The following is a 25,565-nucleotide window of genomic DNA, read 5'->3' on the forward strand; positions in this document are numbered from 1 at the left end:
ATTCCCTTGACTCAGCCAGACGCCACATTGCAGGCCGCCAGCATCGATAAGGACATTGCCGGAAAGCTCGCGCGGATCCTCGAACCCATTGTCGGCGGCGAGTTGCCCGTCCATTTGCGGGCCTGGGACGGCAGTACTGCCGGGCCGGAGGACCAGCCAGAGGTGCAGATCAACAGCGCCAATGCGCTGCGGCGGTTGCTCTGGAGCCCGGGGGAGTTGGGTGCGGCCCAGGCCTATGTGACCGGAGAGATCGATGTGCCAGGCTCCCTCGAAGCAGCGCTGACCCATCTGTGGAAGGTGGTGGCGTCGCGTGATCTGTCGATGCCGAAGCTCACTCCCGCGCTGGTGTTGCAGTTGACCAAGCTGGCCCGCGAGCTGGGGGTCTTCGGACCGCCGCTCCCGGCACCGGCGTCGCAGGCGAAGATCAAGGGCCGTCTGCATAGCCTGCTCCGTGATCGCGAGGCAATCAGCCACCATTACGACCTGTCGAATGCCTTCTACGAACTGATCCTTGATGATCACATGGCCTACTCCTGCGGCTATTGGCGCTCCGATGATCAGGATTACACGCTGGAGGACGCCCAACGGGACAAGCTGGACCAGGTTTGCCGCAAGATCGGACTGGATACCATGCCCGGGCAGCGTTTCCTCGATGTCGGCTGCGGATGGGGTTCGCTGAGTCTCTTCGCCGCCGAGCACTTCGGTGCCAAAGTCACCGGTGTGACCATTTCCAGGGAACAGAAGGCTTTTATCGATCAGCGCATCAAGGAACGTGGCCTGCAGGACCGGGTAGAGATCCGGTTGCAGGACTACCGCGATGTTCGCGACGGACCCTACGACGCGGTGGCATCGTTGGAGATGGGCGAGCATGTCGGTGAAGAAAACTACGGCACCTACACCTCCACCCTGTTCCGCAACGTGCGGCCCGGCGGCAAGGTACTGATCCAGCAGATGTCGCGTCACGGCAAACACCCGGGTGGTGGACCGTTCATCGAATCCTTCATTGCTCCCGATATGCATATGCGGGCTGTCGGCGACACGGTCAACCTGATCGAGAACGCCGGATTCGAGATCCTCGGGGTCGAGGCCATGCGGGAACACTATGTCAGGACCATTGACGCCTGGCATGACCGGTTTGACGCCAACTGGGATCAGGCCGTTGAGATGATGGGCGAGGAAGTGGCCCGGGTCTGGCGGGTCTATCTCGTGGGCGCGATGATGACCTTCCGTGATGGGCGGATGGGAGTGGATCAGATCCTGTCCCAGAAGCCTCTCGGCTAGGTTTTCTGTTCGGCTGCCGACACTGTTGCGCGGCTGTCAACTTCACGCGGCTGGAAACTCTACGTGGCTGGAACCCTTGCGCAACTATCCCCTTTGCGCAGCTAGACCCTTTGCACAGCAGTGGCGGGTGCGGCGTCGTAGTACCTGGGCAACCGCGACACGCCGACAACTCACGACACAGAAGTATTTTGCCTGTGTGCAAGTACTCCACAGGGGTGTGGACGACGCTCTGGGATTGGCCGGTTTCCGCACATTTCCAAGGGGTTCACTTGTGGATTGTCTGTGGACGAACCAGCCGATGAATGACATACTTGTAATACATCATCTTGGGGTCGCATCCATCGGTTTGCACTAGATGTAGTATTTATATATCGAACCGCTGGCAAGGTAGGCATAGGCGGAGCAGCCCGGAACACCATCGGGAAGCCCACTTTTGAAGCCCTCCAATTCCTGAATATGCGTCGATAACAAGCTAAGAATTACAAGGGGAGAGGGACTATGACCGTCACGGTTTACACCAAGCCAGCATGCGTACAGTGCAACGCCACGTACCGGGCATTGGACAAGAAGGGCATCACCTACCAGAGCGTGGATATCTCACAGGATCCAGCCGCTTTGGAGCGTGTCCGCGCATTGGGCTACATGCAGGCTCCAGTAGTCATCACTGAGCAGGATCACTGGTCGGGTTTCCGGCCAGACAAGATCAACGAACTGGCAGAACTCGGCCAGGCATCGGTCAGCTCGGTCGCCTGATCTGACAGGAAACGGATCTTCCGTGGAACGGGCGGCCAGCGCGCCGTCGTCGGGAAGCATTCACCTCATGACCCTCGCAGCAATGGACACTACACCCGCCGCAGCGGCTCCCAGCGAGCCGGGCGGGGTGACCAATGCCCGACTGATTTATTTCTCGTCGTCTTCGGACAACACCCACCGTTTCGTCCAGAAGTTGGACGCGGCAATGGGCACGGTCTCAGCACGAATGCCGCTACTGACGCGAGATCCGACTCTTAGGGCACTGCAGCCGTATGTACTGGTCCTTCCCACCTATGGGGGAATTTCCGGGCGGGGCGCAGTGCCCAAGCAGGTGATCAAGTTCCTCAACGACGAGGGAAATCGATCCTTGATCCGAGGCGTTATCGGCGCCGGAAACACGAACTTCGGGGAGACCTACTGCCTGGCGGCGGACATCATCGCAGCCAAATGTGGAGTACCTGTTCTATACAGATTTGAATTGATGGGAACGTCTGAGGACGTTGACCGCGTAGCCCAAGGATTGGAAGCGTTTTGGATATGACTGTTGCAGAGACAGAGACAAAGGGAGCAGGCGGCACCGCCGCACCTGCGCTAGAGCGGTTCCACGGCATGGGCTATCACGAGCTCAATGCAATGCTGAACCTCTACGGCCCCAACGGGGAGATCCAGTTTGAGGCCGATCGCGAGGCTGCACACCAGTACTTCCTGCAGCACGTCAATAACAACACCGTGTTCTTCCACGATCTTGAGGAAAAGCTCGACTACCTCGTGAAGAACGAGTACTACGAGCGGGAAACCCTTGACCAGTACTCAATGAACTTCATCCGCGACCTCTACAAGCGCGCGTACAGCAAGAAGTTCCGCTTCGAGACCTTCCTCGGCGCCTTCAAGTTCTACACCTCGTACACGCTCAAGACGTTCGACGGCAAGCGATTCCTGGAGCGCTACGAAGACCGCGTCTGCATGGTGGCACTCCACCTGGCCCGCGGCGACCAGCAGTTGGCGCTGCAGATGGTTGACGAGATCATCGAGGGCCGTTTCCAGCCGGCCACCCCCACCTTCCTGAACGCTGGCAAGCGCCAGCGCGGTGAGCTGGTCTCCTGCTTCCTGCTCCGCATCGAAGACAACATGGAGTCGATCGGCCGGTCCATCAACTCGGCACTGCAGCTGTCCAAGCGTGGCGGCGGTGTGGCGTTCGCGCTGACCAACATCCGCGAGGTTGGTGCACCAATCAAGCAGATCGAAAACCAGTCATCGGGCGTCATCCCAGTGATGAAGCTTCTTGAGGACAGCTTCTCCTATGCCAACCAACTGGGTGCCCGCCAGGGTGCCGGGGCCGTGTACCTGCACGCCCACCACCCTGACATCTACCGCTTCCTCGACACCAAGCGTGAGAACGCTGACGAGAAGATCCGGATCAAGACCCTGTCGCTCGGCGTCGTGATCCCTGACATCACCTTCGAGCTGGCCAAGAAGGATGAGGACATGTACCTGTTCTCGCCCTACGACGTCGAAAAGGTGTACGGCATGCCGTTCTCCGACGTTTCGGTCACCGAGAAGTACTACGAAATGGTGGACGACGCCCGGATCAAGAAGACCAAGATCAAGGCTCGCGACTTCTTCCAGACGCTCGCGGAGATCCAGTTCGAGTCCGGCTACCCCTACATCATGTTCGAGGACACGGTGAACCGGGCCAACCCGATCGACGGCAAGATCATCATGTCCAACCTGTGCTCCGAGATCCTTCAGGTCTCACAGCCCACCACGTACCACGATGACCTGTCCTACGACGAGACCGGCAAGGACATCTCCTGCAACCTGGGTTCGCTGAACATTGCGAAGACCATGGATTCGCCGGACTTCGGTCTGACCATCGAAACGGCCATCCGGTCGCTGTCGGCTGTGTCTGACATGTCCAATATCGTCTCGGTTCCGTCGATTGCCCGCGGCAATGACCAGAGCCACGCGATTGGCCTCGGCCAGATGAACCTGCACGGTTATCTGGCACGCGAGCGGGTGCACTACGGATCCGAAGAGGGCCTGGACTTCACCAATATTTACTTCTACTCGGTGGTCTACCACGCGGTGCGGGCATCGAACCTGCTGGCCATCCAGACCGGCACCACATTCGGTGGCTTTGAGAAGTCCAAGTACGCCAGCGGCGAGTTCTTCGACAAGTACACTAACCAGGCCTGGGTTCCGCAGACAGAGAAGGTTGCCGAGCTGTTCAAGAACATCCACATTCCTACCCAGGAGGACTGGAGTGCTCTGAAGGCTTCGGTCATGGAGCACGGCATCTACAACCAGAACCTGCAGGCCGTTCCACCCACCGGTTCGATCAGCTACATCAACAACTCCACCTCGTCGATCCACCCGGTGGCGTCGAAGATCGAGATCCGCAAGGAAGGCAAGCTGGGCCGCGTGTACTACCCGGCGCCATACCTGACGAACGACAACCTCGAGTACTACGAGGATGCGTATGAGTTGGGTTTCGAAAAGGTCATTGACACCTACGCCGCTGCCACGCAGCACGTGGATCAGGGCCTGTCGTTGACGTTGTTCTTCAAGGACACCGCCACCACGCGGGACATCAACAAGGCCCAGATTTACGCCTGGAAGAAGGGCATCAAGACCATTTACTACATCCGTCTCCGCCAGCTTGCGCTGGAAGGGACCGAGGTAGAGGGCTGCGTCAGCTGCATGTTGTAGGCAGCCGCTGCTGACTACCAGTACGACGGCGGGTGCCCGCCCGCCGTCGTACGCTTTAACTAAGAACTAACCCACCATTTAGGGGATGACATGACCGAGAAGGTCAAGCTGCTCAGCCACGTTGAGGCAATCAACTGGAACCGCATCCAGGACGACAAGGACGTGGATGTCTGGAACCGTCTGGTCAACAACTTTTGGCTGCCCGAGAAGGTGCCGTTGTCCAACGATGTTCAGTCGTGGGCGACGCTGACTCCTGACGAGCAGCAGCTCACCATGCGGGTGTTCACCGGTTTGACCCTGCTGGATACGATCCAGGGCACGGTTGGCGCTGTCAGCCTGATTCCCGATGCGATCACTCCTCATGAGGAGGCCGTGTACACGAACATCGCGTTCATGGAGTCGGTGCACGCCAAGAGCTATTCGTCGATCTTCTCGACGCTGGCTTCCACCAAGGAAATCGACGAGGCGTTCCGTTGGTCGACTGAGAATGAGAATTTGCAGCGCAAGGCTGAGATTGTCATGAACTACTACCGTGGTGACGATCCCCTGAAGCGTAAGGTGGCGTCGACGCTGCTCGAGAGCTTCCTCTTCTACTCAGGTTTCTACCTGCCGATGTACTGGTCGTCACGGGCGAAGCTGACCAACACGGCTGACCTGATCCGTCTGATCATCCGCGATGAAGCCGTTCACGGCTACTACATCGGCTACAAGTTCCAGAAGGGTCTTGAGAAAGAGTCGGCTGAGCGGAAGCAGGAGATCAAGGACTACACGTTTGAGCTGTTGTTCGAGCTGTACGAGAACGAGGTCCAGTACACCCACGATCTGTACGACTCCGTCGGGCTGGCGGAGGACGTCAAGAAGTTCCTGCACTACAACGCCAACAAGGCGCTGATGAACCTCGGCTACGAGGCGATGTTCCCGGCGTCGGTCACTGACGTGAACCCTGCGATCCTGTCTGCGCTGTCGCCGAATGCCGACGAGAACCACGACTTCTTCTCGGGTTCGGGTTCGTCCTACGTCATCGGCAAGGCAGTCAACACCGAGGACGATGACTGGGACTTCTAGGAGTTTATTTTCGAAGTCCCTGCTGAAAGTCTGGTCAGAGGCCCGGATCTGCGAAAACTCGCGGGTTCGGGCCTTTTTCCTGCCCTCTTCGAGAAGACAGAAGAGGCCAGCGTGTTATCACCAGCAAGATGGTTACCGGGACTCAGATGATGCGTTCGATAAACGACGGGGACGCGATGTTCCGGGTCAGGGTTTCCGGGTGTCAGGGAAAGAACAGTGCCGCTGCCGCGGAGGCCGCTATTCACCGGGGTCATGCAGGGTGAGGACGACGCTGCCTTTCTTGCGCCCTGATTGCACACGGGCATGCGCGGAGGCGGCTTCCTTCAGGTTGTAGGTTCGGTCGATAACCGGGACATAGTGTCCCGATGCCGCCAGATGGCTGATGAACTTCACATCCAGAGCCATCGCTTTGGCTCTTCGAAGCCCGGTGAACGCGATTTTTGCCCGGGTTTTGCCGAAGATGCGAGTCACCAGCATCCACATCAAAATCGGTAAGGAGGGCACGGTCGTCAGGTAGATGCCGCCGGGCTTCAGAAGCTTCCGGCTGCGGATGTATGAGCTCTTGCCTACCGCATCAAAGACAACGTCATAGACCTGGCCCAGCTCTGTGAAGTCCTGTGCGGTGTAATCGATCACTGTGTCGGCACCTAGGGATTTCACCAGGTCAAGGTTTGCCGTGCTGCAGACCCCGGTGACAACTGCCCCGAAATGCTTGGCGAGCTGAACGGCCGCCGTACCCACCGCGCCGGAGGCGCCGTTGATCAATATCGACTGACCGGACTTCAGGCTGGCGGCGTCTCTTAGAAAGGGCAAGGCGGTGAGTGCACCATCCAGGACTGCCACGGCGTCCGTCGGTACCAGGCCGGCAGGCTTCAACGCGATGATCCCGTTTTCGGGGACCGTGACGTACTCGGCATGGGCACCGAAGGTCGGTCCCGCTGATCCTGTGACCTGATCACCAACACGAAACTTGGTCACAGCGCTTCCTATTGACTGAATTTCACCGGCAAAGCCAGTTCCCAGGACCGGAAAGCGCGGCCGTGCTAAACCGAAGTAGAGCCTAGCAAGGGGGTCCTTGCCGTTGCGTGCGGTAGATTCCGCCTGTGAGACGACGGTTGCATAGTTGCGGATCAATACCTCCCCTTTTCTGGGGACCGGTGTATCAATCTCTTCAACGTGGACGACTTCTGGCGTGCCGTAGGAGCGGCTTGTGATTGCCTGCATGCGGTTCTCCTGAGTTAGGGGTGTGGCTAGGACCTGGGGAAGTTTCCGGTGCCGGGATTGTCCATGGTCTTCTCCTTGGCAGTCGACGGTTCAGTTGGCGGGCAGCCGGCGGCCAGCGATGAGTAGCCAGAAGATAATCGCTACCTCGCCCACGAACATGAACTGGGCGAATACGGCAGAGAAGTCGGGGATAACGGCCACACCGACAGCATCGGCCAGGTATCCGATGCCTGCGATGGCGAGCAGAATGCCGAAGACCTTTGGCACGAAACCCGATCGGAAGGCCAGATAGCCGACCAGCAGAAGGGAAATGCCGAACAGGCCCTGGCTGATGACCCAGATGGTGTTGAACGACTCCAGCACCGGGAGGGCGGCTTCGGGATCGCCGAGGAGCGAGAACCCGATCACGAGTTGACTGAGCGCAACCACCAACAAGACCGCGTACACCGATCTCATCCAGGCGGCCGCCGCCGAGACCCGACGGCTCACCGGCCGGAACAGTGTGTAGAACGCCCCCGCCACGATGATGTCGAGCAGGGCCACGATGAAAAAGCCGACGACACCCGCGAAGAACAGGAGCGGGGCGCCGGAGACGTTCTGTGCGGTCTGTTCGGCATCACCGCGAGCGATCAGGGGAACAATCGCGCCGAAGTTGGCGAAACCAGCCAGCACCGCCATGATCGCGAGTCCGAGTCCGGCCACAAAGGCCGCAGTTCGTGGCGACCAGGTGGTGAAGTTCATCGGGCGTTGCGCGACGTCGGTCTTGCTCGAGTCGAGCGAGGTGCGGTTCATTTTGATATCCTTACGTTGTAAGCTGATGGTGTAAGTAAAGTACGCCTACATGGTAAGGTTGTCAATAGACCAGAACGGAGAAATTATGGCGAGACTCTCGACCAAGACCGAGGCGGCATCACGCGGCCGCCTGAACCGCGAGCTGGTGCTGGGCGCAGCAATTGCGCTTGCCGATGACTCGGGCATCGAATCACTGACGATGCGCAGGCTCGGGGAAGAACTCGGGGTGGAAGCGATGTCGCTTTACAACCACGTCGCGAACAAAGAAGACCTGCTCAATGCTATGGTCGACGCCGTGTTCAACGAGATCGAACTGCCCTTGCACAGCGACGATTGGAAGACGGCGATCCGCAAGCGATCGGTCTCATTCCGCGACACGCTCTCACGCCACCCATGGGCCACCGGTTTGAAGGACTCAGGGACCAATCCCGGGCCAGCCACGCTGCGGCATCACGACCGGGTGATCGGCACGTTGCGGAACGCGGGATTTTCCATTGCCATGGCAGCTCACGCGTTCTCGGCATTGGACAGCTACATCTACGGCTTCGCGATGCAGGAGAAGAACCTGCCGTTTCACACTCAGGAAGAGACGGCTGCCATGGCGCACGCCATGCTCGCCCAACTTCCCGTCAACGATTACCCGTACCTCGCCGAGCTGACGGCGGAGCATGTGCTTCAACCGGGCTACTCCTATGGCGACGAGTTTCCGCTCGGCCTCGACCTTCTCCTCGACGGACTCGAGGGATGGCTCGAACGACATCCGGGGGATCGTCACCCTCAAGGCATGCTGACCGAAAGCGCTTGACGAAGACTGAGGCTACGCATGGTCCCTTTGGTCCGTCGGGTTAGCCTTCGGGATCGATCAAGAGATGGCGAAGACGTCCGCTACGCTGGTGCCTGGATATGGTGCCTGGGCTCGCTCCCTTAGATCGCAGTGCCACACCTGATGCCAATCCTTCCAGCACCAGGAAGCACAAGTTGTGTGGGGCAGGATGCAGAACCAATCCGATAGTTTCCGTCGGGACTGATGACGGATGGGAGGGCAGGTGAAGACTCAAGGAGCTTCGAAGTCCCGGGGATTGGGAGAGGCCAGAACGCGTGCGATCGCGGACGCCGCGGCGATCGCACCGTTTTCACACGCGTAGGCCAGTTTGGTGCGGGTCGCGGCATCGCGCATACCCGAATCTTCGATGGCAGTTCGAACCGACCGCGCGAAGGTAGGAGTGCCGACCTGGCGGGGTCGTAAAGCTGTCGCGTTGCCACGGCGTTCACATACGGCAACATTCCACCTCTGCTCCGGCTGCAATCCCATCCCCACGAAGGGGACTCCCGTGGCGCATGCCGTCTGCACAGTCCCTTGACCACCATGAAGGACTGCCGCATCCACCAGCCCCCCTAGCCGGTGAGCCGGCAGCAGACCGGTCACTGTCACATTGGCGGGTACCTCCTTGCGGTCGCCATCAGTAAGGTAATGGGCCACAGGTGCGACGACGTTGATGGGTAGTTTACCCAAGGATCGAAGGGTACCCAGAGCCAGACGTCTGCTTGCTGAAGACCCGAGCGCAAGGTAGACCAGCGGCCGGGGAGAGGACGCAAGATCGTGAACGACGTCGGGCAACTCCCCTGGCAGGTGCGCGAAGATTGGCCCTACCCTCTCATAGTTGGATGGCAACGAATAGCCCTCCAGTTCCCATGGCATAACGGTGAGCAGGTTGTAGTCTGCCTCGAACATCGACGCCATGCTGCGAAGCGGGCGCTTTGAGTTTTCCCGGGCCGCGATTTTGAAGGCGCGTGGGACCAGGGGAGCAGTGTTGTAAAGAGCCCTGAAGGCAGGCATTACCACCGGCTCTACCCACCCTGGGATAGCGAAGAGGCCGTGTTTGGTCTGCTCAACATGAGGACGTGTCAGTGCAAACGGTACCGGGTAGAAGAGTGGAATCCCTTCGGCGCGTGCAGAGATCAGAGAGGTGACGTTGGTGCCGTGCACCACGGCTACAGCTGCGGTCTCACGAATCAGGCGGCGTTCCGCCGCCACCCGGCGGCGCACCAAATCAACGGTGAACGGGTTGCGCACCCCTCGGCCTTGATCCAGCGCCAGCGCCCGAGCTTTTTCTAGCTCATTCCACACCGGTTGCAATTGATGGAAGGTAAACCCAGCGTCGATGATGAAATGAGAGAAGTCCGGTTCGTACCCCAGGAAGACGCACTCATGACGATCGCGAAGTGCTTTTGCAACCTCGATCATGCGGGTTGTTTCAGCCAGATTGAACGTGACCGGTGCGAAAAGGAGAACTGACACGGTGACCTCCTCAGTGGTTGCAGACCGAACTCGGCCCCCGAAACCCGCAGACCGTCCGGTTGATGGAGCCTACTAACCTCAGGGGTCCAGCCGGACGGAGGGGGCTTCGAAGATTGTTCATCCGGTCTACAGGAGGTACTCCGTGTGCCTTATGGAGCGCCAAGCCGCGCAAGCAGATCGCCTGCCCACTCCGTTGCGCGTTCGATCTCACCGTCCAGGAGGGGCCCTTCGTAGCCATGGACGCGGAAGGTTTGCTGCTTGACTTGTGTGTCGAATCCAAGTGAGCGCAACTCGTGTCTCGCCGCCTTTGCCGCGGAACCGGGGAGTCTCGGTTTGTCGACCCGGGTATCGAACGCGAAGGCGGGGATCTCAGTGCTGGGCCGTTCGACTTGGTTGAGCCAATCCCGGATGCCACGGGCCGGCTCATGCGGGGCCGAGTGGGACTTGACGGCGTCAGCTCGGGTGGATGCGCGTGTCATAGAGAAAGCGTGCGTCGGGCCACCAACCACCAACAAGTCGTATCCATCAACTAACGTTGGTGCTGCATCCGAGTCACGCACCTCAACGTCGGCATTGACGGCAAGTCTGGCGCCGATGGCTCGCGCTACCTTCTCGGTATTGCCCCACAGAGACTCGTAGACCACAAGTGCGCGCATCGTTACTCCTAATATAGAGACCACGATTAAGGCCGTATTCACAGCCTATCCGGGATACCTCCCCACGTCTGCCCCGCCTGTTTCATGGTGTTCACGCCTGAGAGCGTTTATGCACCGACTGAAGCGTGGTCATCGAGTTTGCTGGGTGTCCTCGACCGGTCTCCTAGGTGTACTGAGACACCTACGCGACGCTGGGTCGCCGTGAATGCAATGCTCCCACCATGTGTGCGCGGCGTGCCGGGAGGTGGGCCTTCTTTGAGGAACCCATCGCGCAGTTCCAGGAGACGATCCGCATGCTTACCCAGTTTCCTGGGTCCCCTGCCGGCTCACCATCTCGTTGATCCAGCTCGGCGCGAACGGTGAGGTGCAGTTTGGGGGAGTCGGGTAGTCCTTGAGGACCTCAAGGCGCTCACCGATATCAAGCGCTCGAGCACGATGCTCGACGTGTTCAATCCCAATCATCGCCAGACAGTGGTTCATCGCCCACTGAAGCCGATCCGGGGCGTCCTTCATCTCTGCTTCAATAACATCGAGCAGGGCCTGAAGGTCCAGGCCATCGGGACTCTTGATCACTCGTTCCGAAGTCAGTGCCCAACCGGCAGCCGCCACGACGGGATTCAGGTCGGCAAACCAAACGATCCGTAAATCTTCGGCGAACGGGCTCTTCTTCACCACATAGTTGACGAGCCAGTCATGCACTTTGGGTGCACGAGCTTCCCTGAGCATCGAGTCCAGCTCGTCACGTTCGAAAGCCTTCGGGCGGCAGATCAGAAGCGCGACCAACCTTGCAGCTGTATCACCGGTTGCCCAGAGGCTCACTGCAAGGTCGTGTTGAGTCTTCAAACGCTTGGCTACGGCGCGCAGCTTCCCCAGATTTACTCCGTGATCGTCCCCGTGCCTCGCATTCACCACTCTGATTCCGGGATCCTCGAGGGAGGCCAGCTCGGCAAGTACCTCGTCTGTTGTCGTCTCCGTCATCACGGGTTCCTCTTCCTCATGACCCATTGCATCGTGTGACTGCCAAGACTACTGGGAAGACAAAGACCCCGCAGGGTCAGATCCGGTACCGGGCGCCGGGGAGGGGTGGGGCGGTGGATGTGTACCTGTGTCCGGTCGGAGTGGTGATTCGGAGGGTGTGTCTGGGTCCTGGGCGTGGGTGGGCTCCCCAGCCGGGTTGTTCTTTGGTGTGGTTGCAGGCTTCGCAGAGTCCGGCGCCGTTGGTGATCGACGTCCGGCCGCTTTGGTGCCAGGGAATGATGTGGTCGTAGTGTCGGATTGGCGCGTCGCAGTACGGGGTGCGGCAGGTGTGGTCCCTTGCGGTGATGAACCGGCGTTGCGCCGGGGTGAAGAGCCGCGCTTTGGAGTCCAGGGCGACCAGATCACCGCTTGTTGGTGTGGTGTAAAGGCGCCGGACCCAGACGTCGAAGGCATGCCGCTCAGCGTCAGCAGGGTCACTGCCAGCGGGGTTGATGTCGGGGTGGATGTCAGTGGGGTGGATGAGGTCCCGGGCCCAGGACGAGGGGACGATGCCGTAGCCGGGGATTCTGGCCGGTTCGCTGTCACCTTGGAGGAGGGCGCGGTCGGTGATGATCACTTGCAGTTCGACGCGGGAGACACCCCCGGGTACCCCGGTGGTGCGTTCGACGAGGGTGTCGGCCATGAGTTGGCCTCGGGATCGGGTGTCCCCGGTCGCCCTGGCGGTATCGGCGTGCCGGGATAGTGCCGTGTAGGCGGTGACGGCTTCCTTCACCGGCAGCAGGGCGGTGAGGTAGGCCATGGTGTCCGGTGCTGGGCGGATGCTGACGAATCGTTCGTTGGCTGCGTGGGCTGCGCGGTTGACCACGGAGCGGGGGTCCCGACGGTAGGCGGCAGCCTTGGCCGCGGCGATGATGGTTTTGTCCCCGCACCCGGTGAAGGTCCCGGTGTCGGGGCTGAGTTCTTCATCGACGGCGGTCCGGTCGGAGCTGGAGAGGCATGCTGTTTCTTTCACTAACAGGGTGGCTCGCCATTCGTTGAGCTGGCCGGTGTGCAGGGCAGCCAGAGTGTGGGGCATCTCGGTGACCAGGGCCTGGGCGAGGCCCAGGAGCCGGTTGCCGCGGGAGGGGGATTCCCGCCGGGCCAACGCGACCTGCGCGCCGATACTTTTGCCCTGCTCCGCGGTTGGCACCCCGGTCTGGGCCTGGTGGTGGCGTTCAGAGCGGTCGAAGGCAACCGCGATCCGGGCCTGTACTCCGGCGATGGCGGATTTGAGGTCCTCCAGGCCGCGGAGCTGGTCGATCATCCCGGCCGGGTTCGTGGCTGGCCTCAGTGCCGTGAGGGCGTCGAGTAAGGCACGCGTGCCAGCATCCGGGCCAGCGCTGCCATCAGCGGTACTGTCATCAGCGGTATTGCCATCAGCGGTATTGCCCAGGCTTGACGGGCCGCGCGGAGCCGTTCCCGGGAAGGGAAGTTCCTTCTCAGTCACTGATGGAGCCCTGCTGCCGTCCATACCTCCATTGTCCCAAACCGCTCCGACACTGCGGAGAATTATGGGGCCTATGTGGACAACTCTCTCAAACAAATATTCGAACCAAAAACCGGCAAAATGGCACCTCGTGACGTAGCACTGACCAGGGAGTAAGTTGGGCGTAAACCCACCGCAGGGGGTAGTACTCAATGAATGGCAAAGCGGCCAGCTCCGACTCTGGAGACTCTCAACGGGCGCCCACGCCGCGGCATCCCAAACCGATTCTTAGTTTGACGGTGAACCCTGCGTTGGACGTTTACACGTCCACTGACCAGGTCATCGGTGGTCATAAACTTCGGTGCTCCGCGAGCCGACTGGAACCGGGCGGCGGAGGAATGAACGCGGCAAGGGTTATCCAGCGACTCGGCGGACAGGTGCTCGCCGTATGCACGGCCGGCGGTCCAACCGGGGAGGCGTATCGTCGCCTCATCGAAGCCGAGCGGATCCCGGTCCTCGTTGCACCCATCGAAGGAAGTACCCGCGAAAGTTTCACCGTCGACGAGACGGGGACGGGCGCCCAATTCCGGTTTGTGCTCGAAGGCCCAGAGCTCAGCAAATCCGAGTGGCGAGCCTGTCTCGCGCTCGTTTCGGAGGCGATTCTGCCGGAAGGGTATGTCATAGCCAGCGGAAGCCTCCCTCCCGGGGTGCCGGACGATTTTTATGCCCGGGTGGCGCGCCTGGCCAGGAAGGTCGGCGCCCGCTGTGTCGTGGATGCCTCGGGTGCAGCACTGTCCGAGGCGCTGGCAGAAGGGGTGTTTCTGGTCAAGCCCAGCCGGCGGGAGCTGGCGACTCATCTCGGCCGGGCGCTTGACACTGAGCAGGCTCAGATTGAGGCGGCGTCGGGCCTGGTCGCCGACCGGGCAGCGGAATATGTCGCACTGACCCTAGGCCATGCCGGGGCAGTGCTTGCATCCGAGGCCGGCACCATCCGGCTACCGGCCCCGTCAGTGCAGGTCGTCAGCACGGTGGGAGCAGGCGACAGTTTTCTCGGGGCATTTGTTCTCCGACTTGCGCAGGGCTCACCCGTTGATAGCGCCTTCCTGACAGCCCTAGCTGCCGGAAGCGCTGCAGCGATGACACCCGGCACAGAACTCTGTCATCGAAACGACATAGCGCGTCTCGAAGCGGAACTGATGGCCCAGCGCGTCCCCTCGCCCGGCACTGACTCGGGCTAGCTCCAGAAGACTGCTACCGCGACGTTGATCAGTGCAAGACCGCCGACGCCGTGCGCCAGTCCCTTAGCGACGTCGTGTCCGGACTTGGCCTTACGGCGGCCGATGAACGCGGCGACAACCACGCCGATGGTCAGGACCAGCTTGACGGCTATTTTGGCGTGGTTCGGGCCGTCGCCGTCGCCCATCTCAGCGAGACCCACCAGCAGCAGGCCCGTGACCAGTTGGGTGAGGGCGCCGATCCACTGCCACTGCGTGACGGTGGGGTGCTTGAATGTGGCCAACCAGCCGCCCACGATGGCGGCCGTACCGAGAATGTGGAGAAAGACGAGCAGAAGGCGAAGGAAGTCCATGGTCCAAGCATAGGGCAGCTGTGCGGACAGGCCCTTGGACTCTGCCACTTGGCCGCAGATGGGTGCACTCTGGAGGCCAACGAGGGCGAAAGGAGCCACCCATGGCTGAACACCAGCGGGCCTTACGGGCGGTCAAGTCCTTCCATACCGCCGCCTGGTTCTCCATCGAAGCATGCATGGTTTACCTGCTTTACTCCGGGTTACGGGGAAGGACAGACCAGCGGGCGGGAGTCGCTGCAGCCGTTGTCGGCAGCGAGCTTGTTGTTTTTGCCGGCAACGGGTTTCATTGTCCGCTCACCCCACTGGCCCAACGCCTCGGCGATTCCACCGGTTCGGTGACCGATATCTACCTACCCAGGTGGTTCGCCCACAACCTGCCCGCAATCCATGTGCCGCTGATCTTTTTTGCTGTCTGGACCCACGCCCGGAATATTGCACGCGCGCGTCTGGTCTAGAGCGCCCTGCTGAGGCTGCGCCGTAGCAGGATGGAGCCGAGGGTCAGCAAAGCCACAGCCATCCCTGCGAGCACCGCAAGCTGCGGAAGAATGTCAGTCAACGTGCCTTCATGTCGTTGGATCTCAGCGAACGCGTCGTAAGCCCACCGGTGCGGGGTCACCCGGGACACTGTCTGAAGGGTGTCGGAGAAGAACTCCGGGGGCACCATCGAGCCGCCCAGACCGGCCAACACGAGACCGAGGCCCACGCCCACTCCCGAGGCGGCGCTGTCGTTATCCATGACCGAGCCGATCACCATCGCTGCAGCAGCGGAGACCGCACAGAAGAACGCCAAAACGAGTCCTGCCAACCACGGATCGCCCCACTGCACGCCAAACAGCACAGCAGTGCCAACCATGATGTACGCCCCCTGGACAACGGCAATGCCGAACCGTCCCAGTGCCTGCCCCGCCACAGCCTGCCAGCTTGTCACCGGGGCGGCCATCACGCGGGAGATCACCCCGAGACGCCGCGCGTTGATGAGGGTCGCAGCCCCGGTGAGGGAGCTCAGGAAGACGAAAAGCAGAAGTTGCTGGGTGGCGCCCAGATCGAACCGTCCCAAGCCCAAAAATTCCTGCGATACGTCGTCGGTGTCCACGATTTCCAGTCCGGGGGGTACCACAGAAGTTTCCGCCCGCTCCAGGGCGGTGGTCGCCTCGGCCGCGCTGACGCCCGCTTCCTGGAGGAGCGATCGCTGTAGCTGTGCTGTGCTGACCGTCTGGACTGACGTCCGCACCTCCTGCAGTACGGCCTGTGCCGAGGCCTGCGACGCTGATATCACCTCGAGGTCGGCCTCCTGACCCGCGGAGTAGTCCGCGGCGTCGTCATCGCTGATGAAAATGCCGACGTCGATTCGGGCACGGCCCAGCTGCTGTTTCACCGTTTCCTCACCGGCAAACGACACCTGGAGGCCATCTTCTTCCAGCTGAACCTTCAAAGCACTTTCCAGGGCAGTACCGGACCCGCCCGACAGCGCCACCTGGGACCGTCCGCTATTGGCCCCGAATTGGGAGCCGAGCAACAGAATGAGGAGCAAAGGAAAAATGAAGACAAAAAAGATGTTCGACCTGTCCCGGAGGAAACGTTGAACCTCTACCAGGGCAATTCCCATGATGTGTTTCACAAGCGGGCACCCCGGTCCGGCAGCAGGCGCGATATCACGGTGGCAAGGACTGCAAATCCCAGCATGATCGCCAGGGGGACAGCGACGTCCGCCACCCCACCGCCTCCGGAGGTGATGCCGAGTCCGCGAATGAACGCTGAAATAGGGTTAAAGTCCATCAGTGTCGCGACAATCCCTGAGGTCTGCAAAGGAAAAAAGGCTCCGCCTGCGACTCCCAGCACCATGGCCAGGATCGATTGGGCGACATTCGCCTGTTCGGCGCTTCGCACGAGTTTCGCGACGACAAAGGTCAGGCTCGTTGCCGCCGCCGCAACCGCCAGGATCAGGAGCCCCACCACAGCCGGGGACCCAAACGAGACGTCAAACAACAGGCTACCGACCGTCAGCAGGATGGACGAGGCAACCACCCCCAGAATGAACCCGACCAGGGCCTTCGCCCAGATGATGGTACCGGGAGCGACGGGAGCTGACCGTAGCCTGGTCAGGGTGCCACCTTCCCGCTCCGCCAGCAGTCCCAGAACACCAAACCCGACGGTGAACAACAGGAACAAACCGGTCTGACCAGCCACTAGTGAGCCGCTGAGTGACAGTTGCTCGGCGGATGCCTGGCCTTCCGAAAGGGTCAAGGCGGCCGGGCCAGCGGCTGTCCGTTGCGCCAGGCCGGTTAGCTCGTCCTCCGGAAGCCCGGCCATACCGCCTGCCGTGGCAGTCACGGTGCCCGCAGCGAACTGCTGAAGCACCCCGTCCACCACCGAGATCAGCACATTGGTTTCGATGCTTGCAACATCACCTTCGATGACCTGGACGGTAGAGGCCTCCCCGGAAGTTACCGCAGTCGTGAACCCTTCCGGCAGGATGAGCCCCAGCTCAGCCCCGGTATCCCTTGTTTCGCCGCTGACCTCGTCGGCAGCCACCCTGGTGACGGTGACGTCCATCATGGGGAGGGTATCGAGGGCCTCGAGGAGCGCTTCCCCGAGCTGGCCGCTGTTTTCAGAACTTGCGACGACGACGGCGGGCTGCAAGTCGACGCTGTCCGTTCCGCCACCTCCAAAGGAGAGGTTCAGAACCCCCATCAAGGCCAACGGAACGAGGAGGGAGAAGATGAACACCGACCGGTCCCGGATCCGCAGCCTGAGGTCATTGGAGACCATGGTCCTGAGCCCGCGCACATCAATCCCGCAGGGCTTTGCCGGTGAGGTGCAGGAAGACCGATTCCAGATCGGGCCTGACGATCTCCACCGAAGTCAGCGCCATTCCCGCACCGCCGGCCTCGGCCACAATGGGTGCCAAAAGACCTGGCCCGTTGTGGACGGTCAACAGCAGGTTTGAGGGACCACTATCGACCTGTTGTACGCCCGGGAGCTGCCGCAGCGCCGTGGCTGCGTTACTGGTGCTGCCGGTGCCGCGCAGATCGATGCGGTCCACCCCGCCGGTCAGTTCGACCAACTGATTCCGGGTGCCCTCCGCCTGAATCCGGCCCTGATCGATGATCGCGATCCGGTCGCAGAGCCGTTCGGCTTCCTCCATATAGTGGGTGGTGTACAGGACAGCCATTCCCTCCGAGGCAAGAGTCTCAACGGATTCCAGGATGGAATTGCGCGACTGTGGGTCTACCCCCACGGTTGGCTCATCCAAAATCAGCAGGGTGGGTCGGTGGAGCAGGCCGATGCCAATGTTCAACCTGCGTTTCATCCCGCCGGAGAATTTCTTGGTCTGCTCTCGCGCACGGTCGCCGAGGCCAATAAGGTTCAGGACCAGGTCCGTCCGCTGCCTCAGTTCCTTCCCCCCAAGCCCTTGCAACCGGCCAAAGAACATCAGATTCTCTTTGGCCGTCAGATCCGGGTAAATGGCAAGTTCCTGAGGGACGAGCCCAATGTGCCCTTTTACCCGGGTGCTGGTCGGCGTCATGACCGCACCCATGAGTTCGACCGATCCGGAGTCGGCAGGGATCAGTCCCGCCACCATTGAAATGATTGTCGTTTTACCTGCGCCGTTGGGGCCCAAGAGCCCATACGTTTCGCCGGCTTCAATGTGGAAGGAGACGTCGTTGACAACGGTGTGGTTGTCATAGCGCTTCACCAGGGAGTTCACTCCCAGGATTGGAGCGCTCTGAAGCTGGCTGGCGGCCGTCATGACGGTTCCACGGGATCGTTGGCCGATGTCAGCCGGCGGGTCAGATGGGCTGCACTGCCCAAAATTACTGAGCCGTGCCAGGTCGCGTAGGCAACAAGAACGTTCATGAGGTGAGCCTCGGGTGGGGAGGGAACCACTTAGGCCACTGGCCAGACAACTTTGGTGATCCACTTTGACGGGTCGGGCTCCGCCTCCGGATCAGTTAAATAGGACTCCCAGGCGATATCCGCGGGGGTGAGGCCCGCCGACTCAATTGCGGCCTGAAGGAGCTCGTAGGTTTGGCCAAGGGTGTCGAACGGACCAACATGGATGGCCTCAAAGGCATCGGTCTCGGGTAACACCGACTGCGACACTCCGTCGGCTTCTGCGAAGTGTCCTGCGATCGGGAACCCAGCCTCCACGTCGATGGTCTCGCTCGGCATCCCATGGTAAAGAGCGAAGGGTGGACCGGCAGGGTTGGTGCCCTGCGTCTGGGTCGCGGCCATTACCCGATGGAATGCACGACCGAAGAAGTCAGTGAGCGAGTCCATCGGAACACGCTCGCGAACCACTGCAACAGGTTGTTCCAGGGTATGAACTTTTGTGGGTTGGGGTGCATTGTCACTCATTCCAATAGGGTGTCGGCCGGGAGTTAGCGGTGACAGGGCCTTACGACCCTATTCAGGCAGGGTTGCTGGCGGGACTTTAGACTCTGCTTCTGCCGGGTCTGGCTCGCCAAGATGGAGCCATGACTTCAACAGCGAGTGCAGACGTGTACGTGGTGTGGCTGCAAGACGTGGGAATAGCTGACGTGCCTTCGGTCGGAGGTAAGAACGCGTCACTCGGCGAGCTCACGCGTTCCCTCCTCGGGTCGGGTGTGCGGGTCCCCGACGGTTTCGCCACTACTGCGTCGGCCTACCGGGCCTTCATCGCCGTCAACGGCATTGAACCCGGCATTCGTGACACGGTCAACCGGTATCATGCTGGCGAGTCGACGTTGCGGGAAGCAGGAGAGACCATTCGGGCATTGATACTGGAAGGCGAATTTCCTGCAGACATCGCCGCCGAGATCACTGGGCACTATCGGGCGCTGTCTTCCCGGACCGGCAGGCCGTCAGCCTCGGTGGCAGTGCGTAGCAGTGCGACGGCAGAGGACCTCCCCGACGCAAGCTTCGCAGGTCAGCAGGAGACGTTTTTGAACATTTCGGGAGAACGCGAACTCCTTGAAGCCTGCAGACGGTGTTTCGCCTCGTTGTTCACCGATCGGGCGATCAGCTACCGGGAGATGAAGGGATTCGACCATGTGAGCGTCGCCCTGTCGATCGGCGTGCAGCTGATGGTGCGTTCGGATCTTGGTGCGTCGGGGGTGATGTTTTCCATCGACACGGAGTCAGGTTTTCCGCGCAGCGTGGTGATCAGCGCAGCCTGGGGCCTGGGAGAGACTGTCGTTCAGGGAAGTATCAACCCGGATAAATACCAGGTCTTCAAGCCGTTGCTTGCCACACCCCACTTTGTTCCGATCATCGAGAAGACGGTGGGCTCCAAGGAACGAAAAATGGTGTACAGCCGCGGTGGGCACGCACGCACGCGGACGATAGAAACGACCGATCTGGAGCGGGAGTCAATTGTACTTTCCGACCACGAGATCCTGACGCTGGCCCGCTGGGCTGTCTCGGTGGAAGAGCATTACGAGCGGCCGATGGATATGGAGTGGGCCAAGGACGGATCAACCGGGGAGCTCTTCATGGTCCAGGCCCGCCCGGAGACCGTTCAGGCGCAACGCAGCGAAACCACGTTCAACGTGTATCACCTGCGGGAGTCGGGGCGGCGTCTCCTCTCAGGCGCGGCCATTGGCGAGGCAATCGCACACGGCGACGCCTGTGTTGTGCTTGATGCGCAGGACATCGACAAGTTTCGGGACGGCGCCATTCTGGTCACCAGGATGACCGATCCGGATTGGGTACCGGTGATGAAACGGGCGGCGGGGATCGTGACCGATCATGGCGGTCCCACCAGCCATGCGGCGATTGTCAGCCGGGAATTGGGCGTACCAGCCGTGGTGGGTACCGGGAACGGAACCTCGCTGCTTGAGGATGGATCGGCGATTACCATCTCGTGTGCTGGCGGTGAGGATGGGGGAGTGTACGAGGGAACGCTCGCCTTTGAGGTGGAGGAAGTTGACCTCGGCGCCCTGCCGGAGACCAACACCGCGGTCATGGTCAATATCGCCAGCCCCGCCGCTGCCTTCCAATGGTGGCGGCTCCCGGCGGCAGGCGTTGGCCTGGCACGGATGGAATTCATTATCAACAACCTCATTCGTATCCATCCGATGGCACTTGTTCACCCGGAATTGGTGACTGATCCCGACGAGATGGCGCAGATCAGACAGCTCACCCGCGGTCATGACACTTTGCTTGAATACTTCGTTGACGTTCTCTCACGGGGCATCGCAAAAATCGCAGCACCTTATTACCCGGGCCCGGTCATCGTCAGGCTCAGCGACTTCAAAAGCAACGAGTACGCCCATCTGATTGGTGGAAGCTATTTTGAGACCGCAGAAGAGAATCCGATGCTGGGGTTCCGCGGGTCCTCGCGCTACTATGACGAGCGTTACCGGGAAGGATTTGCGCTTGAATGCCGCGCAATCAAGCGGGTCCGCGAGCAGCTTGGCTTTGCGAACGTCCTGGTGATGGTGCCGTTCTGCCGCACGCTCCGCGAAGCAGAGCTGGTCATCGAGGTAATGGCGGAGAACGGTCTGGTCCGGGGGGACGAAGGACTGCAGATCTACATGATGTGCGAAATACCGTCAAACGTTATTCTTGCCTCGGAGTTCGCCCGGCACTTTGACGGGTTTTCGATCGGTTCCAATGATCTGACACAACTGGTCCTTGGCGTCGACCGCGATTCGGAGCATTTGGCACAACTGTTTGACGAACGAGACGAGGCCGTCAAGTGGATGATCTCGCGTGCCATCGACAAAGCTCACGCGGCGGGAATAAAGATCGGCATTTGTGGACAGGGACCAAGCGACCACGAGGATTTCGCGGCGTTCCTGGTCGAGCAGGGGATCGACTCAATCTCGCTGAACCCCGATACTTTTCTCCGCACAGTCCAGGTCATCGCCGAGGCAGAGAAGTCACGAGTAGCTTCGAAACGCCAGACAGGTCAGAACCGCCAGACAGGGCAGTAGGGCAGCGCGGGCTTATGGGCGCTTATTCCAGCCTAGGGGCGCTTATTCCAGCCCAGCACGCATAGCGTCATCCAACCGACCGCCCCAGGCGAGCGGCGCAGCGATTCGGAACCGTCGCCCGCTGATGCTTTCGGGAACGATTCGAACAAAATGATCCTTCTTGCCGGCCTCCCAGGGAACGAGCAGACGGCCCACAGAGTTGAGCACCTCCGGAGTGCGGTCCAGCCTGTACGCGGGACCTTTAACAACGACACTCCAGGCGATAACCCCCTCCTTGTCTACTCCGTCCGCCTCCAGTGCAACCCGCTGGCCCAAAGCGGCGGCCAACTTGGAACCGTGGCCTGTCCGAAAGATGAAATCCCCGCCGTCGATTCTGTAGTTGATGGGGAAAATCTCGGGCTGCTCGTTGGCCCAGACTGCTAGCCGGCCGATCGAACCTCGTCGGAAGAGTTCCCAGCATTCTTCAGGGGAAAGGGTAGTGGTCCTGGGTATTTCAGCGCCGGTAGTCATGACCCCGAGCCTAGATCGATCTGCGGCCAACTCCTAGGGCCCAAAGACCCTTCAACGAGTGAGTTGGCCGCTGCCAGCCGCCTAGTCGTCATGCTTAACTTTATGAATCGGGGTAATCACCGTGGGACAGGGCAGATGACCAAGCACCCCGTGGGCAGTCGAGCCCAGCAGTAGCCGCCTGAAGCCTCCCCGACCGCGACTCCCGATCACAAGTAGGTGGGCGCCGGCTGCTGTCTGAACCAGGGCCGCCGCGGGTTTGGCGTCGGTCACCATCACCTTTCGCACGAGAAGCCCCGGGTAGTCCTCCCGGACGCCCGAAACGGTTTCAGACAACACGACCTGTTCCTCCTCTTCGAGGGCTTTGTCGAGGCTGGGCGAAAGGAGGCCCTTGTCGAGGAGATGGTTCGGCGTGTTCAGGGAATACACCACAATTAATTCCTGGCCATTCCGGTCGGCTTCGGCTGCGGCAAAGGCGACCGCCTGGGTGGATTCCTCCGAACCGTCGACGCCAACAACAACTCCCTTCCCGTTTCCCGCATGATCCCCAATGACTGCGACTGGGCAGGTGGCGGTTGCCGCGATCTGCAGAGCCCTATCCGTGAGCGTGCCACCCAGGTGGGCGCTGCCGGAGCCAACCACCAGCATTGACGCGTTGGCCGAGAATTCGCCGAGCGCCCCAGCGACACTGCCCTCCAGCAGCTTGGTGGTGATGTCGACGCCGGTGCTCCCGCGGACACGTTGTGCCGCGGTTTCCAGCAGCTTCTGCCCGTTGTCCATCAGGCTCTCCGTCCAGGGAATCGCCTCGGTGACCCAGCGGTCGTCAACGACGTGCAGAATAATCAGCGGCACTCCATAACGATCGGCGCGAGCGGCTGCCCAGGTCACCGCCGCCTGACCACGAGCATTATCAGTGGTTGCAACGGCTATCGGTTTTGACGATTCCATGGTGGCCTCCCAGCGCGATGGTTAGGAGACCTACTGTCCTGCACCGCACCACAACCCGATAGGGCCCAAAGTCACGAGTACCGTGATCCGAAGGGGCAGCTGGGAGCACTACTTCAGCAAAGCCACATCAGAGACCAGATCGATGTGTGACTGCATCGCCGCCGCGGCCGCCGTCGGGTTCCCGGAACGGATCGCCTCGGCGATGATCCGATGCGACTTCAGTGACTGTTCGGGCCGCCCCGGCTGACTCAGTGACTCAATCCGGGTCTCCAATACCATCTCCGCGATGAACGCCATCAGTTGGGCCAGCACGGGGGAGTGGGCGGCGGAGGTGACCGCCTGATGGAACGACTCATCACCCTGGGTGCCCCGACCGCCCGCCGTCACCTCGGTGGCCATTGCTTCAAGGGCAGCGTCAATAGCCGCCAGGTCTGCTGCGGTCCGCCGGGAAGCGGCAAGGGCGGCCAGTTTCACCTCGAGGGTGCTGCGTGCTTCGGTGATCTCGGGCAGCCTGGTCTGATGCTCACGTAGCTTCCTGATCACCGTTGCCAAGCTCGGCCGATACACCAGCACCGCCCCCGTGCCGTGCTGCACATCGATTACGCCCAGCACTTCGAGGGCCACCAGCGCCTGAGCCAGTGTCGCCCGCGAAACTCCTAGTTGTTCGGCAAGGATTCGCTCAGCGGGCAGGAGATCACCGGGCCCCAGTTGGGCGTCCTCGATGTAGACGAGGATCTGCTCGACCAGCTGCTCATAGAGTCGTGGCCGGGGTGCGCGGCCAAGCTGCCGTGGGTCGGGCAGTGCGTTCATCAGCGGTCCTCAACGTCAGTGGGGAGATGTCATGCCAGTTTAGGGGGCGAGCAGGTCACAATTGACAAATGGATCAGTGTCTAACAGTCTAGTCCAGTGCGCCGGTAACGTGCGTCACATCACACTTTCACTGGCGAAAGAAGACCTATGTCCGTCCCACTCCTCTCAATCATCATCCTGGCAGCGATGTTCCTCATCGCTACCTTGCTGCCCGTCAATATGGGTGCCCTCGCCTTTGTTGGCGCTTTCCTGCTGGGTGCAGTCTTCCTCGGCATGGAAACCGATGACATCATTGCCAACTTCCCCGGCGGCCTGTTCCTCACCCTGGTTGGCGTCACCTATCTCTTTGCGATCGCCCAAAACAACGGCACGATCGACCTCCTGGTCAGCGGAGCGGTCAAACTTGTCCGCAGCCGGGTGGCCCTGATCCCGTGGATCATGTTCGTCATCACGGGCGTCATCACCGCCGTCGGCGCGCTCGGCCCCGCAGCCGTAGCAATCATGGCACCCGTCGCGCTCGGTTTCGCGGCCAAGCACAAGATCAGCCCGCTGCTGATGGGCATGATGGTGGTGCACGGCGCACAGGCCGGCGGCTTCTCGCCCATCGCCGTCTACGGCGTCATCGTCAACGGCATTGTCGCCGACACCGGCTTCGACTACAGCCCCATGGCACTCTTCCTCTCCAGCCTCATCTTCAACTTCCTCATCGCCGTCGTCCTGTTCCTGGTTCTCGGTGGCCGGAAACTGTTCTCCGCCCGGGTCGAGCAGTTCGTCGAAAACGCAGCCGATGCCCGGATGCACGCCAGCGTGGGCGCTCGCGCCTCGGGTGCCGACGTCGACTTCCGCGGTACCGGGTCGGGCACCGACTCGCTCAAGGGCAAAGCCAAGCCAGCCAGCGACGGCGCCGTCGGCACCGAGAACAAGCAGACTCTCGCGCAGTTCGCCACCATCGCCGGTCTGATCGTCCTCGCCGTCGTGGCGCTGGGCTTCAAGGTCGACGTCGGCTTCGTTGCCATCACCATCGCCGTCGCCCTCGCCTTGATCTCTCCACGGTCCCAAAAGGGTGCGGTCGAAAAAATCAGCTGGTCAACGGTGCTCCTGATCTGCGGCATGCTCACCTTTGTGGGTGTCCTGCAGGAAGCCGGAACCATCGAATACGTGTCCGACGGTGTCGCCAGCCTCGGCATGCCGTTGCTCGCTGCCCTGCTGATCTGCTACATCGGTGCAGTCGTCTCCGCGTTCGCCTCCTCCACGGCGATCCTCGCCGCGCTGATTCCGCTAGCCATCCCGTTCCTGGAATCCGGTGAAATCGGAGCGATCGGCGTCATCGCCGCCCTGTCCATCGCCTCCACCGTGGTTGACGTTTCCCCGTTCTCCACCAACGGTGCGTTGGTACTTGCCAACGCCCCCGAGGGCACTGACAGGGACCGCTTCTACAAGCAGATCCTCGCCTACGGCGGCATCATCGTCGTCGTCGGACCGCTGGTCGCCTGGCTGGTCCTCGTGGTGCCGGGCTGGCTCTAGGCCCTGAACGCCGGAACCGGACACCCCACTGAAAGGAAAAAGATCA

General features: G+C 61.0%; 24 protein-coding genes. 10 read left to right on the plus strand and 14 right to left on the minus strand.

The annotated features are described in order from the left end of the window. Positions 1 to 6: 6 nt before the first annotated feature. From ACX80T_RS09475 to nrdF, 5 genes are all read left to right on the plus strand, one after another. On the plus strand, positions 7 to 1,281 hold the full coding sequence (locus ACX80T_RS09475; RefSeq protein ID WP_243400500.1) for an SAM-dependent methyltransferase: 1,275 nt from the start codon (positions 7 to 9) through the stop codon (positions 1,279 to 1,281). 498 nt (positions 1,282 to 1,779) lie between these two features. Beyond that, positions 1,780 to 2,034, plus strand: coding sequence for a glutaredoxin-like protein NrdH (gene nrdH, locus ACX80T_RS09480; protein WP_019482491.1), 255 nt, complete (start codon positions 1,780 to 1,782; stop codon positions 2,032 to 2,034). 82 nt (positions 2,035 to 2,116) lie between these two features. Next, entirely contained in the window at positions 2,117 to 2,575 is a 459-nt protein-coding gene (gene nrdI / locus ACX80T_RS09485; protein WP_026041031.1) for a class Ib ribonucleoside-diphosphate reductase assembly flavoprotein NrdI, read from the plus strand. A gap of 68 nt (positions 2,576 to 2,643) precedes the next feature. Beyond that, on the plus strand, positions 2,644 to 4,743 hold the full coding sequence (gene nrdE / locus ACX80T_RS09490; RefSeq protein ID WP_026041030.1) for a class 1b ribonucleoside-diphosphate reductase subunit alpha: 2,100 nt from the start codon (positions 2,644 to 2,646) through the stop codon (positions 4,741 to 4,743). A gap of 90 nt (positions 4,744 to 4,833) precedes the next feature. Next, positions 4,834 to 5,808, plus strand: a complete 975-nt coding sequence (gene nrdF / locus ACX80T_RS09495) for a class 1b ribonucleoside-diphosphate reductase subunit beta (RefSeq protein WP_019482488.1) — start codon at positions 4,834 to 4,836, stop codon at positions 5,806 to 5,808. 237 nt (positions 5,809 to 6,045) lie between these two features. On the opposite strand, the gene ACX80T_RS09500 is transcribed toward nrdF, so the two are convergent. Both ACX80T_RS09500 and ACX80T_RS09505 read right to left on the minus strand, forming a co-directional pair. Then, the gene (locus ACX80T_RS09500) at positions 6,046 to 7,032 is read right to left on the minus strand and encodes an NAD(P)-dependent alcohol dehydrogenase (protein WP_019482487.1); all 987 of its coding nucleotides are present in this window, start codon (positions 7,030 to 7,032) and stop codon (positions 6,046 to 6,048) included. A 90-nt stretch (positions 7,033 to 7,122) separates the two neighbouring features. After that, complete coding sequence (locus ACX80T_RS09505) at positions 7,123 to 7,824, minus strand: DUF4386 domain-containing protein (RefSeq protein ID WP_019482486.1); 702 nt, start codon at positions 7,822 to 7,824, stop codon at positions 7,123 to 7,125. A gap of 85 nt (positions 7,825 to 7,909) precedes the next feature. On the opposite strand from ACX80T_RS09505, the gene ACX80T_RS09510 reads away from it, so the two are divergent. Next, positions 7,910 to 8,629 (plus strand): TetR/AcrR family transcriptional regulator C-terminal domain-containing protein, encoded by a 720-nt coding sequence (locus tag ACX80T_RS09510; RefSeq protein ID WP_019482485.1) that lies wholly within the window; start codon positions 7,910 to 7,912, stop codon positions 8,627 to 8,629. A 249-nt stretch (positions 8,630 to 8,878) separates the two neighbouring features. Here the strand turns inward: ACX80T_RS09510 and ACX80T_RS09515 are convergent, their stop codons facing one another. The 4 genes from ACX80T_RS09515 to ACX80T_RS09530 form a co-directional block, all read right to left on the minus strand. After that, positions 8,879 to 10,123: a glycosyltransferase gene (locus ACX80T_RS09515; protein ID WP_019482484.1), complete on the minus strand. Its 1,245-nt coding sequence runs from the start codon at positions 10,121 to 10,123 to the stop codon at positions 8,879 to 8,881. A 149-nt stretch (positions 10,124 to 10,272) separates the two neighbouring features. After that, positions 10,273 to 10,779 carry a flavodoxin family protein gene (locus ACX80T_RS09520; RefSeq protein WP_019482483.1) on the minus strand — a complete coding sequence of 169 codons (507 nt, stop codon included), beginning with the start codon at positions 10,777 to 10,779 and terminating at the stop codon, positions 10,273 to 10,275. A 297-nt stretch (positions 10,780 to 11,076) separates the two neighbouring features. Next, complete coding sequence (locus ACX80T_RS09525) at positions 11,077 to 11,757, minus strand: DNA alkylation repair protein (protein ID WP_019482482.1); 681 nt, start codon at positions 11,755 to 11,757, stop codon at positions 11,077 to 11,079. Between the two features lie 76 nt (positions 11,758 to 11,833). Next, positions 11,834 to 13,267 (minus strand): HNH endonuclease, encoded by a 1,434-nt coding sequence (locus ACX80T_RS09530; RefSeq protein ID WP_019482481.1) that lies wholly within the window; start codon positions 13,265 to 13,267, stop codon positions 11,834 to 11,836. A 248-nt stretch (positions 13,268 to 13,515) separates the two neighbouring features. On the opposite strand from ACX80T_RS09530, the gene ACX80T_RS09535 reads away from it, so the two are divergent. Continuing rightward, a complete protein-coding gene (locus ACX80T_RS09535) occupies positions 13,516 to 14,460 on the plus strand; it encodes a 1-phosphofructokinase family hexose kinase (protein ID WP_272942570.1) in 945 nt (314 codons plus the stop codon). Here ACX80T_RS09535 and ACX80T_RS09540 read toward each other — a convergent pair. Then, positions 14,457 to 14,810, minus strand: coding sequence for a hypothetical protein (locus ACX80T_RS09540; protein ID WP_024477452.1), 354 nt, complete (start codon positions 14,808 to 14,810; stop codon positions 14,457 to 14,459). The two genes, ACX80T_RS09535 and ACX80T_RS09540, sit on opposite strands and share 4 nt — an antisense overlap. 101 nt (positions 14,811 to 14,911) lie before the next feature. Here ACX80T_RS09540 and ACX80T_RS09545 point away from each other — a divergent pair, with 101 nt between their 5' ends. Continuing rightward, positions 14,912 to 15,265 (plus strand): hypothetical protein, encoded by a 354-nt coding sequence (locus tag ACX80T_RS09545; protein ID WP_019482478.1) that lies wholly within the window; start codon positions 14,912 to 14,914, stop codon positions 15,263 to 15,265. On the opposite strand, the gene ACX80T_RS09550 is transcribed toward ACX80T_RS09545, so the two are convergent. From ACX80T_RS09550 to ACX80T_RS09565, 4 genes are all read right to left on the minus strand, one after another. After that, on the minus strand, positions 15,262 to 16,428 hold the full coding sequence (locus tag ACX80T_RS09550; protein ID WP_024477453.1) for an ABC transporter permease: 1,167 nt from the start codon (positions 16,426 to 16,428) through the stop codon (positions 15,262 to 15,264). The genes ACX80T_RS09545 and ACX80T_RS09550 overlap by 4 nt on opposite strands. Further along, entirely contained in the window at positions 16,425 to 17,597 is a 1,173-nt protein-coding gene (locus ACX80T_RS09555; protein WP_459304265.1) for an ABC transporter permease, read from the minus strand. Before ACX80T_RS09555 ends, ACX80T_RS09550 begins: the two co-directional genes overlap by 4 nt. 1 nt (position 17,598) lies before the next feature. Continuing rightward, complete coding sequence (locus ACX80T_RS09560) at positions 17,599 to 18,561, minus strand: ABC transporter ATP-binding protein (protein ID WP_019482475.1); 963 nt, start codon at positions 18,559 to 18,561, stop codon at positions 17,599 to 17,601. A 137-nt stretch (positions 18,562 to 18,698) separates the two neighbouring features. Further along, complete coding sequence (locus ACX80T_RS09565; protein WP_026041028.1) at positions 18,699 to 19,169, minus strand: GyrI-like domain-containing protein; 471 nt, start codon at positions 19,167 to 19,169, stop codon at positions 18,699 to 18,701. Positions 19,170 to 19,288: 119 nt separating this feature from the next. Here ACX80T_RS09565 and ppsA point away from each other — a divergent pair, with 119 nt between their 5' ends. Beyond that, positions 19,289 to 21,730: a phosphoenolpyruvate synthase gene (gene ppsA, locus ACX80T_RS09570; RefSeq protein ID WP_116778107.1), complete on the plus strand. Its 2,442-nt coding sequence runs from the start codon at positions 19,289 to 19,291 to the stop codon at positions 21,728 to 21,730. A 42-nt stretch (positions 21,731 to 21,772) separates the two neighbouring features. On the opposite strand, the gene ACX80T_RS09575 is transcribed toward ppsA, so the two are convergent. From ACX80T_RS09575 to ACX80T_RS09585, 3 genes are all read right to left on the minus strand, one after another. Beyond that, a complete protein-coding gene (locus ACX80T_RS09575) occupies positions 21,773 to 22,240 on the minus strand; it encodes a pyridoxamine 5'-phosphate oxidase family protein (RefSeq protein WP_019482473.1) in 468 nt (155 codons plus the stop codon). An 81-nt stretch (positions 22,241 to 22,321) separates the two neighbouring features. After that, a complete protein-coding gene (locus ACX80T_RS09580; RefSeq protein ID WP_019482472.1) occupies positions 22,322 to 23,185 on the minus strand; it encodes a universal stress protein in 864 nt (287 codons plus the stop codon). 108 nt (positions 23,186 to 23,293) lie between these two features. Further along, positions 23,294 to 23,995, minus strand: coding sequence for a FadR/GntR family transcriptional regulator (locus ACX80T_RS09585; RefSeq protein WP_019482471.1), 702 nt, complete (start codon positions 23,993 to 23,995; stop codon positions 23,294 to 23,296). A gap of 147 nt (positions 23,996 to 24,142) precedes the next feature. Between ACX80T_RS09585 and ACX80T_RS09590 the strand changes: the two genes are divergently transcribed. Then, positions 24,143 to 25,519: an SLC13 family permease gene (locus ACX80T_RS09590; RefSeq protein WP_019482470.1), complete on the plus strand. Its 1,377-nt coding sequence runs from the start codon at positions 24,143 to 24,145 to the stop codon at positions 25,517 to 25,519. Positions 25,520 to 25,565: the final 46 nt, after the last annotated feature.

Source organism: Arthrobacter sp. Sr33, assembly GCF_054511195.1.